The following is a 16,648-nucleotide window of genomic DNA, read 5'->3' as shown; positions in this document are numbered from 1 at the left end:
CCGCGTTGGATTCTTCGCGGCTAAAGCCGCTCCCACAGGATGCACGGACCGCTTGCGAATTCAGTTCTCTATGCGACAGCGCAGCCCAAAGGGCTGGGCCATCTCCCANCAGGATGCACGGACCGCTTGCGAATTCAGTTCTCTATGCGACAGCGCAGCCCAAAGGGCTGGGCCATCTCCCACAGGTAAAGCGCAGCTCTCAAGGGCTGTGGAATCCCTGTGTGGCTTGCCGGCGATGGGGCCATCAATCCCCATACATAAAGCAGCTCATACCTACATTGATGCGGCCATGTGCTATCGTTGCGCCGATATCGGAAAGGGCCCTAAGAGATTTCCCACATGAACGTGGCCGCAAGGCGAGTGACAAGCTGTGCGCTTTCGCTATTGCTGGCCGTCCTGTTCCTTTGCGCAGGCCCCGCCCGGGCAGACCCCGCCACGACCGCCGCCCAGGCGCAGCAACGCGCGAAGGCGGTCACCCAGGTGGTTCTGGGCATCTTCAGCTACGCCCGCTGGCCCGTCGAACCCTCGCCCTTGCGCCTGTGCCTGGTCGGCCCGACCGAATACGCCGATGACCTGATCAAAGGGCATGTGCAGGAGTCCGGCCGACCGCTGCAGGTGCGGCGGCTGCTGGCAGACGATAGCCAGGTTGCCCAGGCCTGCGACGCCATCTACATCGGCAAACTCGACCAGGGCCAGCGCGACCGGCTGTTCGAGCGCGTCAGTGGCCACCCGGTGCTGAGCATCAGCGAGGCAGACGACCCGTGCACGGTCGGCAGCCTGTTCTGCTTGCGGGTCAGCGACCAGCAGGTCGCCTTTGAAGTCAACCTCGACTCGGTGGCACGCTCCGGCGTGCGTATTCACCCCAGCGTGCTGCAATTGTCGCGGCGCCGGGCGGTGCAACCATGAAACCGAGCCGCAAGCGTGGCGTGCGCCCGACCCTGCGCTCGGTGCTGGGCCGTGGCCACCTCAGCGTCGCCTTGCTCGCCGTGAGCCTGGCCGGTATTTCCCTGACCCTGCTGGGCGTGCTCGCCCTGCGCGTCTACGCCAACGACAACCTGCAGCTGATCGCCCGCTCGATCAGCTACACGGTGGAAGCGGCGGTGGTGTTTGACGATAGCGCCGCAGCCAATGAGTCGCTGGCGCTGATTGCCAGTACCGAGGAAGTGGCCGAGGCAAAAGTATTCAACAACGAAGGCGAGCTACTGGCCCGCTGGCAGCGCAGCGATACCGGCATGCTTGCGAAGCTGGAGCGGCAGGTAGCCAGCGCCTTGCTGGATGAGCCAGTCAAGCTGCCGATCATGCACCAGCAGCAACAGGTCGGGCACATCGAACTGGTCGGTCAGGGTCGTAGCCTGTTGCTGTTCCTGCTCAGTGGCCTGGCCGGCATCCTGTTCTGCACGGTCCTCAGCGCCTTGGCTGCCCAATACCTGTCGCGGCGCCTGCTCAGCGATATCGTCCGCCCCCTGCGTGGCCTGGCCAGTGTTGCCCATGCCGCCCGCCGCGAGCGCAGCTTCGACCGGCGCGTGCCGGAAGCGCCAATCGCCGAGCTCAACGAACTGGGCAATGATTTCAATGCCCTGCTGGACGAGCTGGAGGTATGGCACAGCCACCTGCAGAACGAAAACCAGACCCTGGCCCACCAGGCCAGCCATGACAGCCTGACCGGCCTGCCCAACCGCGCCTTCTTCGAGGGGCGCCTGAGCCGCAGCGTGCGCAATGCCGAACGGCAGCAGGATCACCTGGCGTTGCTGTTCCTCGACAGCGACCACTTCAAGCAGATCAACGACACCCTCGGCCATGCGGTGGGCGACGAAGTGCTGATCAGCGTGGCCGACCGCGTGCGCGCGCAGTTGCGCGAGCACGACCTGGTGGCGCGCCTGGGTGGCGACGAGTTTGCTGTGTTGCTGTCGCCTTTGCATTCGCGCCAGGACGCCGAGGACATTGCCGAGAAGATCGTTGCCAGCATGAAGTTGCCGGTGCAGCTGGACAGTGGCCGCAGTATCGCCACCTCGTTGAGTGTCGGTATTGCCTATTACCCGGATGACGGCGCTGACCCCGCCAGTCTTCTGAATGCCGCAGATGTGGCGATGTACCAGGCCAAGCGCAAACGCCGTGGCCATTGGCAAGTGGCGCAGACGGAACGGTCCGCCAGCGAAATCAGGAACAGGAGTTGACCCCGTGATACAGGCTTTGCGTTTCCCCCTTTGGGCTTTGTTGCTCGCCGTGCTGGCGCTGACCGGTTGCCAGAGTGCCCCGCCTAAAGGCCTGACCGCCGAACAGATTGCCACGCTCAAGCGTGAAGGCTTTACCCCAACCGATGAAGGCTGGGCCTACGATTTGTCCGGCAAGGTCCTGTTCGGCAGCGACCTGGACAGCCTCAACAGCCAGAGCCAGGCGATTGTCGAGCGCATTGGCAAGGCGCTGCTTGGCGTCGGCATCCACGGCGTGCGGGTGGACGGGCATGCCGATTCGTCGGGCAGGGCGGCGTATAACCAGCAGCTGTCCGAGCGCCGCGCGCAGAGCGTGGCCAAGGCGCTGGTCGGGGTAGGCATGCAGGCGCCGAATATCCAGTCCCGCGGGCTGGGCAGTACCCAGCCGGTGGCGGACAACCGCACCAGTGCCGGGCGTACCGAGAACCGGCGCGTGTCCATTGTGGTGGCTTCCTACTGACCACAGCCTCCCAGGCCAGCATACCCGCGTGTAGGAGCGGTCTTGCGCGCGAAACAGGCAACGCGGTGCCTGGCACCGGCTGCGCCGGTGTTCGCCGGCAAGCCAGCTCACAGGTGTAGCACCTGTCTTGAATCCAGCGCAGACCTTGTAGGAGCTGGCTTGCCGGCGATGGGCTACGCAGCAGCCCCCTCATTCCTGAGCAAAGCGCATCTCCCGCGTCTCACCCATCAACAACGGCGCATTTGCCTCGGTCACCCCACGGATGTAATCCCACAACAAAGTTATCCGCTTCAACTTCCTCAAATCCTCCCGGCAATACATCCAGAACGACAAAGAGGGAAAGGGTTAATCCAATAGATTCAAGGGGTTAGCCAGCATGAACGTGATCCTACAGAGCCACCCTGTTACAAGTGGTGTCACAACCCGCACGTTGCCCTTGAGGCCACATTGCCGACTAGCCAGTCCCTACCACTACCGGCGACACGGTATCTACTACCTGCGCCTTCGCATGACAGGCAGCGTAAGCAGAATGGTGTCTGTCTCTCTGAAGACCACTGATCGAAGGGGGGCAATGGAAACCTCTAGTCACCTCATAGCGTCACTCCAAACCTTCCACATTGAGCGGCCTGAAGCCTCGTGGAACGATCTACGGGAGCATTTGCTGACGTTGGTAAGTCACACCGTGGCATCTGCTGATGACAGTCATCCGTTCCATCACTGGGGGGATTTTTACCGGAACGTTGACGTTCCCCCAAGCGCAGCGGAAACACAGTACAGGGGGGTGATGAGTAAAGCGCCAGCAGAGTCACCGATGACCTTTGATGCACTGGCTCAGTTGTACATGGCAGACCGTGCTGGAGACCAGAAACCTTCAACCCTGAAGGAAACGAAGCTGTGCCACAAAGTCATTGGTGAGCATCTGGAGGGGTTGGACTTCAGGAACCACTCAAGAGAAGACCTTGTGGCATTCAGGGGACGATTAGCCCAAGGACGGATGCCCTCAACGGTAAACAAGTTGATTGTGAAGCTGTCAGCTGTGCTCGCATGGGCTGTCGAGAATGGCCATCTGAGCCGAACATTCGACAAGAAGCTGAAGCTGACCAAAGGTGTTGAATCAACCCGTAAAGCTTTCACTCAGACACAAGTGCATAAGCTGATGACCTACGCGAGCAGCCTCCCTGAATCATCATGGAAGCGGTGGCTACTAAGTTTGGGTATCGTCACTGGTGGAAGACTCAAGGAAATATGTCAGTTAACGACGAGTGACGTTGTAACACTAGACTCAGGAGTGGTGGCCATCCACATCAATGAAAACGGGGAGGGGAAGTCAATCAAGAACAAACAAAGTAAGCGACTAGTGCCTATCACTGACGGTGCTTATGGATTCGACCTTGCAGCATTCTTGCGATATGTCGAGACATGCAGGATGGAAGGAGTGTCTGCGCTTGCCCAGTTTGGGTACAGGCCATCAGGTGAGTGGGTGAATCAACAGGGTATCCCGGCGGCCCTAGAAACCACCTATGAACGCGGCCTAGTATTCCATTCATTACGTCATTCACTGGCATCATTGATGCAGGAAAAAGGAGTTCCTGTTCTCCATGCCCAAGCTGTAATGGGTCATGCCTCCCACACTATCACCTTCGACACATACGGGGCTGGAGTGCCTGTTGAAATTATCGCTGACATGCTAAGGAATGTACTGTGTTCAACTGATTAGGAAATATAAGTTTTACTTAAAGGTTTAAAATATATACAACAGGTATTGACAATATTCGAGTCTAGTTGGTAGCATATAAACAATATATGAAATTGTTTGAAGTTCGATTTCAGATATGTCTCTACGTCTTTCTGACGTTCTTTGGGCGACTGTATTTCCTGTCCTTTGTTGGTACAGTTGCTCGACGCCTATGGCTCTCCCCCTCTAATTGGCCATAGGCACCTATCTTTCCTTATGCCCTCTACCACTTGCGGTTTGAGGGCTTTATTTTGTCTGACGGATTAGCCGTTGCCGGGCTTAATACAACACAATCACCTAACTCATAGACCCAAGGAGGTTCAATGACGCATACCCGTATCTGCTGTATTTGCAATAAATCGCTTCAACACAAACGTCTGGATAGCCGAACGTGCTCAAACTCATGTCGCTCCAAGCTGTTTAGGTCCAATAGGGCAAAGGCAGTGCTGGTGCGAATCCGCATTCCGAATGATGCTTATACAGACCTCACAATCAAAGCATTCCAAGCACGGCAAAGCCTCCATGATTATCTAGTGCAGCTGGTGGTGAAACAATGAATAATTTCCTTGTGATTCACCGGTCATCCAATCTCATTGTAAATTTCTTCGAAAACGAGAGGCCGGAGAAGATCGCCCTTCAACATAGGCTAGTCCCTGTTTCAGATCGTGTGCTTGAAAAGTATTTCGCAGTAATTGGAAAGCACAAAGACGGCACTTGTGTGGATGCGGGTGAACTTGCCTTAATCAGTCCAAGCTTCAAGGAAGCTCTGAAAGCTTCTTAAACCTACATCCGCCCTAAACCATCTATGGCTATAGGACGCTCTATAATGCGTTTTGAGAGGTTTTATTTTGGGGGATACAACCCTACAGCCCCCTCACTTTTGCAACTCTACAGGCCACGGAATACGTGGCTTAAATATGCCAATTCAGCAATATCACTGACCCGTCTCGCGGGACGAGTGATTCAACCCAAACGGAGAACCATCAATGACAAGAATTACCAAATTTTCGAAAACTACCAGTTATGACATTAGCAAGATATTGGCTATCAAGCAGATTGAGCACTATCGACATCTGAAGAAAGCAGCATCCGCCACCGGCAACAAAGAAGAATATCGCAGGTGCGCAGACCAAGTGGATACCTTGGTAGCAGAGTATGGGTTAAAACAAAATAAGGATGGCATGTATGAGTAACATTGCAGCCTTTATGCAAGCCCTTGATCGGGCTGTTGCTCGCAGAACCAATAAACCCCAACAACAACCGTTACAACAACAAACCAAAATAGCTACACCAACGATTAGTGCAAAGCCTCTTGCCCAAGCGCCAGTTGTCGCGACTTCAAGTGAAGACCGGCATCGGGCAGCGGTGCTTGATTGCTTTTACAGGCACTACATGGATAAACAAAAGGAAAAAAATGATGACTGAAAAAATCAAAATTACCGGCACCCCTCCGAAGTATGACGAAGCTGAGTTCCAACATCGCCTCGATGATCAGGTAAAGCTCTATAAACTTACGACTCAATCCATGGAGGGAGTGAGCGCACCACTCCCACACGACTTCCTAGAAGCTGTAGCAGCTAAAGTCTCCGAAGGATACACAGTCTCTAGAAAGCACGCTGTCATCTCCGACCCACTGCACTATTCTTGCATGATGATCAAGCCAGATGCCTTGCAAGCTCTAGATATTGCAGAGCTGAAGCTGAAAGTGAAGGCAGAATATGTGGAATGTTTAGAAACGGAACGTGCTCATTATCAAGGTCTGCTGCGCCAGCAGCTGATCCAAGCCCAAGAAGAGAGAGAACGGAAATCAGCCGAGCAAGCTAGAGCTAAGAAACTGGCTCAAATCGAGGCAGAGGTGCAGGCGTGCTACTCTCCTTTGGAGATTCCCGCTTAATTTAACCTGAGTGTAAACAATGGAAACAACAGGAATAAATGCCCTGCCAGCAATTGCTGGCGGGGCTTTTTTATGCGTATGAAAAGGTGTCCATGCCCGTTTGACCCCGATGTTTGTTGGGAATGCCCGGCATGGCTGTTAAACACACAATCATTTTCCACTCTCATTTATGAGTGGATGCCACAGGTTCAACAGCTTATTTAGGAAATCGTGGGTGATACCCAGTGGCCATGTGCCTAGGGCGCATTCTCAGACGTTTCTGAGTACGATCCGACCTTCCGTGGCGGGAAGGGTGGTGGGTAGCGAAAAAAGCACTGAAATAGCTCGAATTTAAGCCTTGTGACCGCAAGCAAGGATAACCAGAAGCATGGCGACAATCCACCATGAGAAGTAAATTTCTTGACTTTCATGGTCGGCAGGAGTATAAGGCAGCCCTCGATTTCAGCACCACAACCTCACGCGACCGCATTCGTTTAAAGAAACGATACCGCGCAGGGGGTTTTGTCGTGCCTGCAATTTGAGAACCCACAAACACCACCAGCCAGAGGAAATGCCTATGGGGCTATCTGAAAAAATGAGGAGAACTACACATGAGGAGATTGATTTACAAAGCTGAAGGTCGCCCGGGGAGCGGCAAAACTGAAACGGTGTTACAAGCATTGCCGATGCTGACGGGGAAAGGTAGTCGTGTTGTCATTGCACTCCCAACCATCGCTTTGATTGCTGAGGTGGAGCAACGTATTGATGATCTTGGACTAGCTTGTAAACGAATCGACAGCAGCACCGATACTAACGCTAATAAGGTGCGAGTAGTCGATAAGCTGAATACTGCACTCATACACGAGAAGCATTCAATCCTTCTCTGCACGCAGCAATCAATGCAGAACGTTAATCCAGAGAGCCTAAGTGGCTGGACATTGATAATTGATGAATTGCCAAAGGTGGTTAGCTACATTGATTATTCATTTGATGAAAATGAAACAAACCGCCTGTTTGTCCACTTGGAAGAGGTGGATAAAAAACTGAGTATAAAAGATGGTCATGAGGCTGACCTGAAGCAGATCATGAAGTCTGACTGCGATGGAGTGCGAGGTGGTACTTCATCCACTTGGAGTAATGCTGTTCTGGATATATTTCGACTACTGTTGTTGAGGCTGGATGTATTCATAGAGGCTCTAGACAAAAGTGGGAATAGACTTGTTCGTGCGGTAGAGGAAATTAGTAGTTGGTGGTCTATATTTTCTGTCGCCGATGAAGTTCATGTGCTGGCTGCCAATGTTGTTGGTGAGTTTGAGGTTTTCGCACAAATACATGGCTTCGAATTTGAGCAGTCTGTGTTCACACCACCTGCCGGTGCGTACGAATGTCCTATCACCATTTACCCCATGGTGAGACAAGCCTCAAGATTCAGTCAGACAAAGATGATTGCAAGGACAGAGCAAGGTCGTAACATTGATCTTGTACTGCGTACAGCATTAGCAAATACCGGTAGCACACCTCTGCTATCAGCTAACAAGTGGGGCGAGTTACACAGCACGCCAAATGTACACTACCTGCCGAAAGATAACCGAGGCTTGAACCAATATAGTAATGCAACAGAGGCTATAGCGTTATTTGGTGGTAATCCATCTCGTGCTGACAAATTGAATCTGCAGTATTTAGCTGGCAAGTATGGTCTATCGAACGATACTATTGAAAATGCTTTCATTACTACCCGGCTTCTTGAGCCAAGTCTACAGTTTGTCACAAGGACAGCTATCCGTAACCCGGGCAACACCAAGCCCATCAGACTGTTTGTTCAGGATGAACGGGTTGCCAACTATCTGGTAAGCTCCTATCTGGAGAATGCCAAAGTAGACTGGAGTCTATCTGAATGCCTTCCTAGAAAGGAGGATAAACGGGAGGTTGATCAAGAGAGTAAGGCACTTGTTCTGAGTTTGTTTGCTCAGGGTATGTCTGCAAGACAGATCAGTCGTGAGACTGAGTTACACAGGGCTACCGTTACTAAAATTAAGTTTCAAGCTCAGCAGCAAGCAGCTTAATTGCAAAATGTACAGCCCTATTGGTACACTAATTCTATAGAGTCTTTATAGAGATGCTGTACCACCCTGCATGGTATATTTAAGAAAGAAAGGGGTGATTAATATAATTAATCAAATCACCCCAAACAAACCCAAGGGATTATCTCTCGGGGCAATACTCCCAAGATGATGTATTCACAGCACCTTGCTGTGGGCATACTCCCTGTGTTGACCACAGAATGAGAGCAAAAGCGGGCTGTATCTGGATTGATTAATTCAGCCCTAAGAGCATTCACTCGCTTACGCTCGCTCACAAGAGCGTCTTGTGTCGTGTCCAGTGTGCTCCACTGAATACGTATTATGCCAAGAATGAGGGGTGATACTTTTTAATAGAATCACCCCAAATAACGAAAAGTGATTTTCTCTCAGGATGCCTCATCCTTAATATCACTGTGGAAGCGGGAATACTCACAGCCTCCTATGATCGAGGGATTAGCGGCCTATCGGGAAAAGCGGTGAACAACAGCTCTGGCAGCTGCTCCGATGCTCGGATTGCAGCGTCCTCCGTACCTGTGGCGACTACCGTTATAGTGTCGGCTGCTTGCTGTCCCAGTAGAAGCACGACACGCTCACTAGGAGCAAATTCCTTACAAGGGGCTTTGTACTCACCAACGGGTATCGCCATAACTGCAAGTTCACGTTTAGAGTGCTTGACGCATGTGCCTACGCTGTTAGATACGCTAGGGTGGTGGTATTGAGTGTATGCCCACCCACCTATACCTGCGATTGCACATAGGGCAGTTACGATAAATAGCTTTTTCATCAACCATCTTCCCTCTGAGTATATTTAATCCATTCCTTCGCGAAACCGTAGCGATCCATGTTTATTGGGCTCTACGGCGAAAGACGGGTTACAGAATATCCCAATTTCAGATATCCGAAAAGCAGATATAGCTTGGACAGCTACCCTCTGTAGCTGCCTATCATGCCCAAGACAATTTACCGACCTGAGCACCAAGCCCTCTTACGCCTGTTGAAGGAGTACAGGACAGCAGCGGGACTGACACAGGTGCAGTGCTCAAAGGCGCTGAATCGTCCTCAATCGTTCATCAGCGATGTGGAGAACGGGACACGGCGTCTGGACATCGTGCAACTGAGAGACCTATGTGCGGTTCTCGGGATCAGTCTGTGTGAGCTTGTGCAGGAGCTGGAAAAAGCAATCATAAAAGGCTAGTGAGCCAGCACCTACACAGTGGGAGAAAATTTCGGCTTTGCTCAAGCATCGTTCCGCTTGGATGGGAAAACCATAGGAATAGCGAACTGAATACGTGAAGTGTTACCTGCCTTGTCCGCCGCTTCTAATCTTCCATCAAATCCGAATGATGCGACCCCAATTTTCAACCCACCTTTATCTGCTGATGCCTTCTCCGCAGTAACGGCTACATCAAAGGTCACTCGCTCAACAAGCCTACCCCGCCCCGCCTCTGGGGCTTCAAGGGTTCGTCCAAACCCTTGAGCTGAATTGGAATGCGTTTTTAGATGAGTCGGATTCACCTCAGCATCAGTGTCTGCCAATCTGTTGCTGGCTTCGAGAATTCCTTCTGCGATCTGAGTCAAGCTTGTGGCAATGAAGTCTTTTAATTCCATTTTAAACCTCTATATTATTAATATGCGTGAACACTGATTCTGTGCAGAATGGGAATTAAATCAGTACGATGAGGGGCGGATGTCTAACATCGGTTGAAAAGCAATGCGGAATGTTTGCTGTTCACCGACTTGAACCCATGTAGCCACTTCACGCTTGTACCCATAGCCCCCTGAGCAATTTCCTGCGCCTTGTGGGTCCGGCCCAACACCAATCAGGTGTCTACCCGGTTTCAGGTAAAAGCTGACCTTCTCATTATTGTCCAGCCTTGCAGAAAGTACCCCATCCACATATATGCCAAAGAAGCACTGACCCGATTGGATCGCGCTTTCTCTGAGCACTGTGACACTTGCGTCCTTACCATAATCTTGGGTCTGGTATGCCAGCAGGCGATTGCTTGGGATTGGAGTCGCCTCCCCTAAAGTAGGCGGTGCTGCACAGCCACTCAGCATGGTAGTAATTGCGGCGGCGGCAATCAGTAGTCGCATCAGTTCCGTCCTTGTTGTGGTGAAGGTAAAAAGCTATCACTTCGCAACCTTTACACCAAGCTCCTATAGATTCTATTCAGCGGAAGCTGCCTAGATTCCCCTATAGCCCCACTACAGATGCCGCTACAGGCCGATTCGATTCGCTACTGAATCCATTTTCGGATATCAGGCATTTGCCACCATTCCAATCCACCATCACCGCGTTATCCAACCTGTTCAACAAGGTTAGTCAGAACCCATAGGGTATTTTGAACAAGCCTTTGCTAGTCAAGGGTACGGGTAATAAACCCTCATCCCATTGCTGAGGATGTTCACAGAACATTTGCAAGCTTGCAGAATGATCGCCGCTTGTTCGTATCATTTGGGTGTACTCTAAAGAACACGAAAGCATGAATACACCAGTACCCGGATACGTTGTGCAGGAGTGTATTCATTAGGGTTGATTTTGGCGTTGAATACAATCATACTGCCTGTATCTAGAGGCTATTGAATACAGGCAGGCAGAAATGGCACATGTTGCTTACATCCGGGTCAGCAGTGAAGACCAGAACACCGACCGTCAGCTTGATGGCATTGCTGTAGATCGTACATTCACTGACAAGGTGTCAGGGGCAACTACTGAACGTCCAGCACTGAAAGAGATGCTGAGCTATGTACGTGACGGTGACACCATCCATGTTCACTCGATTGACCGTCTAGCTCGCTCGCTGGTTGGCCTGCTGGCACTGGTCACTGACCTGCGCAAAGCAGGTGTGTGTGTCCACTTCCACAAAGAAGCTTTGTTGTTCACTACAGAGGTGAACCCTACACAGGAACTCATGCTGAGCATGATGGGTGCTGTCGCTGAGTTTGAACGAGCCATCATCAAGGAGCGTCAACGAGAGGGCATAGCGAAAGCAAAAGCCAAGGGTGTCTACAAAGGCCGTGTGAAAAAGGTTGATGACCAAGCGATACGTGATGCCATGGGGCAGGAAGGTGCGTCATTCCGTAAGGTCGCTGCCGAGCTTGGCGTAAGCCTGAGCACTGTGCAGCGGGCGATGAAGTCAGCGTAAGGCTAAGGCTTTACAGGAAGCGACTACAGCATCATTAGGCATAGACGCCACACCTTGCACCAATTTGAATGAGACACCCTGTAGCGAGCTTACTCAGAGCTTCTACGGGGTGTTTCGTTTGTGGTGACAGCTACAACCGGATTTTGAGCAACATTTGACCCCCAGTCAGCATACAAACGTGGAGGGTCAAATTGGTCAGACCGATATCAGGGATTTTCGATCATGGAACATTCCCGGTTTGACTGAAAACCTAACCTGAATTTGAGAGGGGAGTTGGGTTTGTGGCAAAACGGTTTACGCTTACGCGATCACACCTTACAGAGCCTAACCATGGACGATGTCACCACTACCGCAGACGCACTTGAGCTGCTCCATCTCAACCAGATAGCCATACGGGCAGCGATTGAGGAAGTCAGTACGTGGATTCGCCAACGCGGATCGACCAACGCTCACGGCAACGTGATGGTTGCCCTACAAACTCTCGACCTAAACGCCGGGGCAATAAATTCGGCAATTGAGCGATTGCGGAATTAAATTTAGATTTAGTAGCAGAGTTTGACCTTCCACCCAATTGAGGAAGGTCATGCTCGACTTTAAGGTTTGCTGAGCTTTTGGCTGGTGGCGAGTCTGAAGTTTTGAGCTGGATCAGAACTATAGGCCATTCTTGGTCATTCTAAAGTCCAATAGATTGACTTTGTCTATTTTGCTTTCGTGAACAACGATGGTTAGTTTGGCTGGGTACTTGAAGCGCATTTCGCTAATCCTAAAGGTCCAGAGCATTATTTTTAGCAAGTCCTCATCTGTGATGTTTTTGTGCTCTTTGATGCGCGTAATCCCCGAGCCGAACACGGGAACCGATACACTCTTTTGAGCATAAACATTGTTGATTTTATCCCAGAATTTAATGAGGAATGCCAAGTATTCTGGCATTGTTAGCTCGGCCCTATTTCTGTCGTCAAATTTAGTAAATGCCGCTAGGATGTAGTCTTGGTATACACACACTGTACCTATTTCATACTTCTGCTTTTTTCCTGAGCGTCTAAGCTCGTTAAGCTCTCCTATGTCGCTGTTCTCAAATTGGTATTCTTCTAAGTATTTATTGAGGTCGTCGAGCGTCCCCGGTAGATGCTCATTTACAAAAATTCCGTTTAGAGATTTGCTTGATATGATTTTATCATCCACCTGAGTGTCAAAATACTCATTGAATGCGATGACTTTATAATCTTGCTCTTTAAATATGTCTCCTGCTTTCACGGTGACGGTGCTGCCCTCGATGTCGAGGTCTACTGTTTTTAGGCGATTCGCTTCGAACCAGCTGATGATGTAAAATACAAATAAGCCAAGCAGAAATAGAAGTCCTGCAAGCCATTTGCACTGCTCCGGAATGCTCACAAATATCAGCAATAATGAGAAGATCGTACTAATCCACGATACTTGCTCTTTGAATCTCGCCCATAGTGTTTTGTCAGTAAAACTTACCTTGGCCATCTACTTCCACCACTGAGTCCAGTTGTTGCTAGGAAGGTTAGACAGTGTACCAGTAGTTTCCGGGCTTGATCTTTCCTGCAAGAGTGAACTCACTGTCCGCTAGTGCGGCTTTTATAAGCTCTTTCTTCATGGGTACGTGCAGTACTGGGACGTTAATTTTCAGTGCTTTGAAGGTTGGAAGCTTATTCCATAGGTTTTTTATTTCCGTCTTGATTTCGCCATTAGCGACCAAGTCTGACTTTTCGTTGTATTCAGGGTAAATGACAATAACAGGTAGTCCCTGATTATTAATTCCGTACTCGATTTCTTCCTTGACCGCTCTAGATTCAAAAGTCTTGCTGCTAAGGAAGAGAACAATATTTTTTGAAGACTGCAGGCGCTCTCGCAATCTTGGTTTCAGCGTTGTTTCCCAGTTGCTACCATCACGAACACTATAAGTTTTGGCGTGCGAGTCATTGAAGGGGAATGATGAATCCGCTGCCTTCCATGCCTTTAGCATGTTGTAGTAAACAAAGTCTCTTGTTGCATTAGCACCTAATGTGCTTGGATTGAAAGGCTCAGAAACATAAAAGGCGCAATAATTTCCATTTCGATATGCCACGTGTATTTCTCCTAAAAAGCACTTTAGTCATAATCTTTCGTATGCGATAGCTGCAACAAAGAGTATGTTTGTATGGTTTTGAGAATCATTCACTCTGTGGTTTTGCTGTGATGTCATATTAGCAGTATCTGCTGCTGATAGGGCAAGTCCCTCAGTTACTTATCAGCACCTAGTAGTGGCTAATGCTCACGCTGTTGCAGCCCTTGATGAGAACTCGACCTGCACATGAGTGGTGGCCCTTCAGTACTCATGGTCCTAGGGGCTAATGGCTGTCCGCTACCCCCAATCTAAGTGTTGGACACCGACCTGAACCCGTCGTGGAAGAAATTCATCGTTTCAAAAAACTGCCACAAGTCCTGTCACAACCACTGTCACAAGGCGTTGCCACAGCCCCCTTGCCATGGGTAGGATGAGGCACCCTTACTCCTTGTCGATCTACTCCTGAGCAAAGCGCATCTCCCGGGTCTCACCCATCAACAACGGCGCATTTGCCTCGGTCACCCCACGGATGTAATCCCACAACAAAGTTATCCGCTTCAACTTCCTCAAATCCTCCCGGCAATACATCCAGAACTGCCGCGTCACCTCGATCTCCTCCGGCAACACCGTTACCAATCGCGGGTCCTGCGCGGCCAGGAAGCATGGCAAAATCGCCAGCCCACGCCCCTGCAGCGCCGCTGTGTACTGGGCAATCACGCTGGTACTGCGCAAATGCGCGTTGGCGCTGGGAATCAGGTTGGCCAGGTACAGCAGCTCCGAACTGAACGCCAGGTCGTCCACGTAACTGATGAACGGGTGCCTGGCCAGGTCCGCGATCTGCTGGATCGCTGCGTGGTTGTCCAGGTAGTCCTGAGTCGCGTACAGCCGCAAGCGGTAGTCGCACAGCTTGCAGCACACATAAGGGCCGTGTTCCGGCCGCTCCAGGGCGATGACGATGTCCGCCTCGCGCTTGGACAGGCTGATGAAGTGCGGCAGCGGCAGGATATCCACCGAAATCGCCGGGTAGGCGTCGACGAAGTGGCTTAGCTGCGGGGTGACGAAGAAGCTGCCGAAGCCTTCGGTGCAGCCCATGCGCACATGCCCCGACAATGCCACGCCCGAGCCGGACACCTGCTCGCAAGCCATGTGCAGCGTGCTCTCGATCGACTCGGCATAACTCAGCAGGCGTTGGCCCTCGGCGGTGAGGACAAAGCCGTTGGTCCGGGATTTCTCGAACAGCAAGGTGCCCAGTGCCCCCTCCAGCGAGCTGATGCGCCGCGACACGGTGGTGTAGTCCACGTTCAGGCGCTTGGCGGCGCTGCTGGCCTTGCGGGTACGCGCCACTTCAAGGAAGAACTTCAGGTCGTCCCAGTTGAGTGCACTCAGGGATGTGAGGTCTTTTTGCATGATGATCCGGTTTTTTTGTGCGTTCTTGTTGGATGTTTGCACATCTATACTCGAAACAAGCCTCAGGACGCCACCTCGCGTTTGCCCGGCAATGGCGATCTCGTCCCGACAATAATTCCAAGGAGAACGCAGATGAACGCACCGCAATCCCCTAACCAGACCAAAATCGAGCAGGTCAAGCTGCTGATCGACGGCCAATGGGTCGAGTCCAGGACCACCGAATGGCGCGACATCGTCAACCCGGCCACCCAGGAGGTGCTGGCGCGCGTACCGTTCGCCACCGTCGAGGAAGTCGACGCGGCCGTGGCCGCTGCCCACCGTGCCTTCCAGACCTGGCGTAACACGCCGATCGGCGCGCGCATGCGCATCATGCTCAAGCTGCAGGCGCTGATCCGCGAACACAGCAAACGCATCGCCCAGGTGCTCAGTGCCGAGCAGGGCAAGACCCTGGCCGACGCCGAAGGCGATATCTTCCGCGGCCTGGAAGTGGTCGAGCACGCCGCCTCCATCGGTACCCTGCAGATGGGCGAGTTCGCCGAGAACGTTGCCGGCGGCGTCGATACCTATACCCTGCGCCAGCCGATCGGCGTGTGCGCCGGCATCACCCCGTTCAACTTCCCGGCGATGATCCCGCTGTGGATGTTCCCCATGGCCATCGTCTGCGGCAACACCTTCGTGCTCAAACCGTCCGAACAGGACCCGCTGTCGACCATGCTGCTGGTCGAGCTGGCGCTGGAAGCCGGCATACCGGCTGGCGTGCTCAACGTGGTGCACGGCGGCAAGCAGGTGGTGGATGCCATTTGCACTCACCAGGACATCAAGGCGATTTCCTTCGTCGGCTCCACCGAAGTGGGCACCCACGTGTACAACCTGGGCAGCCAGCACGGCAAGCGCGTGCAGTCGATGATGGGCGCCAAGAACCATGCGGTAGTGCTGCCCGATGCCAACCGCACGCAAACCGTCAACGCCCTGGTGGGTGCCGCCTTCGGCGCAGCAGGCCAGCGCTGCATGGCCACCTCGGTGGCGGTGCTGGTGGGCAAGGCTCGCGAATGGCTGCCGGATATCAAGGAAGCGGCCAGCAAACTCAAGGTCAGTGCCGGTTGTGAGCCTGGCACCGACGTCGGCCCGGTGGTTTCCAAGCGCGCCAAGGAGCGTGTGCTGGGTCTGATCGACAGCGGCATCAAGGAAGGCGCCAAGCTGGAACTCGACGGCCGTGACGTCACGGTGCCAGGCTACGAACAAGGCAACTTCATTGGCCCGACCCTGTTCTCGGGCGTGAAGACCGACATGCAGGTATACACCCAGGAAATCTTCGGCCCGGTGCTGGTGACCCTGGAGGTCGATACCCTTGACGAGGCCATCGCCCTGGTCAACGCCAACCCGTTCGGCAACGGCACCGGCCTGTTCACCCAGAGCGGCGCGGCAGCACGCAAGTTCCAGAGCGAAATCGATATCGGCCAGGTTGGTATCAACATTCCGATCCCGGTACCGGTACCGTTCTTCAGCTTCACCGGTTCGCGTGGCTCCAAGCTCGGCGACCTCGGCCCGTACGGCAAGCAAGTGGTGCAGTTCTACACTCAGACCAAGACCGTCACTGCCCGTTGGTTCGATGACGACAGCGTCAACGACGGTGTGAACACCACCATCAGCCTGCGCTAAGGAGACAGT

16 protein-coding genes and 1 pseudogene are annotated in these 16,648 nt (G+C 52.6%); 11 read left to right on the top strand and 6 right to left on the bottom strand.

The window, feature by feature from the left end; translation table 11 throughout:
• Positions 1 to 339: 339 nt before the first annotated feature.
• Genes yfiR through yfiB form a run of 3 tightly spaced genes read left to right on the top strand, consistent with a single transcriptional unit; the run spans position 340 to position 2,670 of the window.
• Positions 340 to 906 carry a regulatory sequestration protein YfiR gene (gene yfiR / locus FQ664_RS22060; RefSeq protein ID WP_144174893.1) on the top strand — a complete coding sequence of 189 codons (567 nt, stop codon included), beginning with the start codon at positions 340 to 342 and terminating at the stop codon, positions 904 to 906.
• On the top strand, positions 903 to 2,174 hold the full coding sequence (gene dgcN, locus FQ664_RS22055) for a diguanylate cyclase DgcN/YfiN (RefSeq protein ID WP_144174892.1): 1,272 nt from the start codon (positions 903 to 905) through the stop codon (positions 2,172 to 2,174). The genes yfiR and dgcN overlap by 4 nt, the downstream gene beginning before the upstream one ends.
• Positions 2,175 to 2,178: 4 nt before the next feature.
• Positions 2,179 to 2,670: an outer membrane lipoprotein YfiB gene (gene yfiB / locus FQ664_RS22050; RefSeq protein WP_144174891.1), complete on the top strand. Its 492-nt coding sequence runs from the start codon at positions 2,179 to 2,181 to the stop codon at positions 2,668 to 2,670.
• A gap of 189 nt (positions 2,671 to 2,859) precedes the next feature.
• Here the strand turns inward: yfiB and FQ664_RS22040 are convergent.
• Positions 2,860 to 2,997, bottom strand: a pseudogene (locus FQ664_RS22040) (LysR family transcriptional regulator); the annotation flags it as partial.
• Between the two features lie 484 nt (positions 2,998 to 3,481).
• Between FQ664_RS22040 and FQ664_RS22035 the strand changes: the two are divergent.
• The 6 genes from FQ664_RS22035 to FQ664_RS22010 all read left to right on the top strand — a co-directional run bounded on the left by FQ664_RS22035 (position 3,482) and on the right by FQ664_RS22010 (position 9,554).
• A complete protein-coding gene (locus tag FQ664_RS22035) occupies positions 3,482 to 4,387 on the top strand; it encodes a tyrosine-type recombinase/integrase (RefSeq protein ID WP_256676043.1) in 906 nt (301 codons plus the stop codon).
• A 1,004-nt stretch (positions 4,388 to 5,391) separates the two neighbouring features.
• Complete coding sequence (locus FQ664_RS22030; RefSeq protein ID WP_144174889.1) at positions 5,392 to 5,598, top strand: hypothetical protein; 207 nt, start codon at positions 5,392 to 5,394, stop codon at positions 5,596 to 5,598.
• Positions 5,591 to 5,830: a hypothetical protein gene (locus FQ664_RS22025; RefSeq protein ID WP_144174888.1), complete on the top strand. Its 240-nt coding sequence runs from the start codon at positions 5,591 to 5,593 to the stop codon at positions 5,828 to 5,830. The genes FQ664_RS22030 and FQ664_RS22025 overlap by 8 nt, the downstream gene beginning before the upstream one ends.
• Positions 5,823 to 6,299 (top strand): hypothetical protein, encoded by a 477-nt coding sequence (locus FQ664_RS22020; protein ID WP_144174887.1) that lies wholly within the window; start codon positions 5,823 to 5,825, stop codon positions 6,297 to 6,299. The genes FQ664_RS22025 and FQ664_RS22020 overlap by 8 nt, the downstream gene beginning before the upstream one ends.
• Before the next feature lie 590 nt (positions 6,300 to 6,889).
• Complete coding sequence (locus tag FQ664_RS22015) at positions 6,890 to 8,341, top strand: DEAD/DEAH box helicase family protein (protein ID WP_178091035.1); 1,452 nt, start codon at positions 6,890 to 6,892, stop codon at positions 8,339 to 8,341.
• A gap of 964 nt (positions 8,342 to 9,305) precedes the next feature.
• On the top strand, positions 9,306 to 9,554 hold the full coding sequence (locus FQ664_RS22010) for a helix-turn-helix domain-containing protein (protein WP_144174885.1): 249 nt from the start codon (positions 9,306 to 9,308) through the stop codon (positions 9,552 to 9,554).
• A gap of 41 nt (positions 9,555 to 9,595) precedes the next feature.
• Here the strand turns inward: FQ664_RS22010 and FQ664_RS22005 are convergent, their stop codons facing one another.
• Together FQ664_RS22005 and FQ664_RS22000 are read right to left on the bottom strand one after the other, a co-directional pair.
• Entirely contained in the window at positions 9,596 to 9,967 is a 372-nt protein-coding gene (locus tag FQ664_RS22005; protein WP_144174883.1) for a hypothetical protein, read from the bottom strand.
• Between the two features lie 60 nt (positions 9,968 to 10,027).
• A complete protein-coding gene (locus FQ664_RS22000; protein ID WP_144174881.1) occupies positions 10,028 to 10,453 on the bottom strand; it encodes a hypothetical protein in 426 nt (141 codons plus the stop codon).
• Positions 10,454 to 10,959: 506 nt separating this feature from the next.
• On the opposite strand from FQ664_RS22000, the gene FQ664_RS21995 reads away from it, so the two are divergent.
• Positions 10,960 to 11,505, top strand: a complete 546-nt coding sequence (locus FQ664_RS21995) for a recombinase family protein (RefSeq protein WP_144174879.1) — start codon at positions 10,960 to 10,962, stop codon at positions 11,503 to 11,505.
• A 651-nt stretch (positions 11,506 to 12,156) separates the two neighbouring features.
• Here FQ664_RS21995 and FQ664_RS21985 read toward each other — a convergent pair.
• The 3 genes from FQ664_RS21985 to FQ664_RS21975 all read right to left on the bottom strand — a co-directional run bounded on the left by FQ664_RS21985 (position 12,157) and on the right by FQ664_RS21975 (position 14,980).
• Positions 12,157 to 12,993 carry a macro domain-containing protein gene (locus FQ664_RS21985; protein WP_144174876.1) on the bottom strand — a complete coding sequence of 279 codons (837 nt, stop codon included), beginning with the start codon at positions 12,991 to 12,993 and terminating at the stop codon, positions 12,157 to 12,159.
• Positions 12,994 to 13,030: 37 nt separating this feature from the next.
• Positions 13,031 to 13,594 carry a TIR domain-containing protein gene (locus tag FQ664_RS21980; protein ID WP_144174874.1) on the bottom strand — a complete coding sequence of 188 codons (564 nt, stop codon included), beginning with the start codon at positions 13,592 to 13,594 and terminating at the stop codon, positions 13,031 to 13,033.
• 435 nt (positions 13,595 to 14,029) lie between these two features.
• The gene (locus FQ664_RS21975) at positions 14,030 to 14,980 is read right to left on the bottom strand and encodes a LysR family transcriptional regulator (protein WP_144174872.1); all 951 of its coding nucleotides are present in this window, start codon (positions 14,978 to 14,980) and stop codon (positions 14,030 to 14,032) included.
• Positions 14,981 to 15,112: 132 nt separating this feature from the next.
• Between FQ664_RS21975 and FQ664_RS21970 the strand changes: the two genes are divergently transcribed.
• Entirely contained in the window at positions 15,113 to 16,639 is a 1,527-nt protein-coding gene (locus FQ664_RS21970) for a CoA-acylating methylmalonate-semialdehyde dehydrogenase (RefSeq protein WP_144174870.1), read from the top strand.
• Positions 16,640 to 16,648: the final 9 nt, after the last annotated feature.

This window comes from Pseudomonas persica, from assembly GCF_900291015.1.
Taxonomy (GTDB): domain Bacteria; phylum Pseudomonadota; class Gammaproteobacteria; order Pseudomonadales; family Pseudomonadaceae; genus Aquipseudomonas.
The sequence above is the reverse complement of the archived record's forward strand: the minus strand, read 5'-3'. Positions and strand labels throughout refer to the sequence as shown.

Bases quoted from the DNA above. Each gene is read 5' to 3' on its own strand.
- FQ664_RS21970 (WP_144174870.1), top strand. From the start codon at position 15,113: ATGAACGCACCGCAATCCCCTAACCAGACCAAAATCGAGCAGGTCAAG.
- FQ664_RS22000 (WP_144174881.1), bottom strand. From the start codon at position 10,453: ATGCGACTACTGATTGCCGCCGCCGCAATTACTACCATGCTGAGTGGC.
- yfiR (WP_144174893.1), top strand. From the start codon at position 340: ATGAACGTGGCCGCAAGGCGAGTGACAAGCTGTGCGCTTTCGCTATTG.
- FQ664_RS22010 (WP_144174885.1), top strand. From the start codon at position 9,306: ATGCCCAAGACAATTTACCGACCTGAGCACCAAGCCCTCTTACGCCTG.
- FQ664_RS21975 (WP_144174872.1), bottom strand. From the start codon at position 14,980: ATGCAAAAAGACCTCACATCCCTGAGTGCACTCAACTGGGACGACCTG.
- FQ664_RS22005 (WP_144174883.1), bottom strand. From the start codon at position 9,967: ATGGAATTAAAAGACTTCATTGCCACAAGCTTGACTCAGATCGCAGAA.
- FQ664_RS21985 (WP_144174876.1), bottom strand. From the start codon at position 12,993: ATGGCCAAGGTAAGTTTTACTGACAAAACACTATGGGCGAGATTCAAA.
- FQ664_RS22015 (WP_178091035.1), top strand. From the start codon at position 6,890: ATGAGGAGATTGATTTACAAAGCTGAAGGTCGCCCGGGGAGCGGCAAA.
- FQ664_RS21995 (WP_144174879.1), top strand. From the start codon at position 10,960: ATGGCACATGTTGCTTACATCCGGGTCAGCAGTGAAGACCAGAACACC.
- FQ664_RS22025 (WP_144174888.1), top strand. From the start codon at position 5,591: ATGAGTAACATTGCAGCCTTTATGCAAGCCCTTGATCGGGCTGTTGCT.
- FQ664_RS22020 (WP_144174887.1), top strand. From the start codon at position 5,823: ATGACTGAAAAAATCAAAATTACCGGCACCCCTCCGAAGTATGACGAA.
- FQ664_RS22030 (WP_144174889.1), top strand. From the start codon at position 5,392: ATGACAAGAATTACCAAATTTTCGAAAACTACCAGTTATGACATTAGC.
- dgcN (WP_144174892.1), top strand. From the start codon at position 903: ATGAAACCGAGCCGCAAGCGTGGCGTGCGCCCGACCCTGCGCTCGGTG.
- FQ664_RS22035 (WP_256676043.1), top strand. From the start codon at position 3,482: ATGACCTTTGATGCACTGGCTCAGTTGTACATGGCAGACCGTGCTGGA.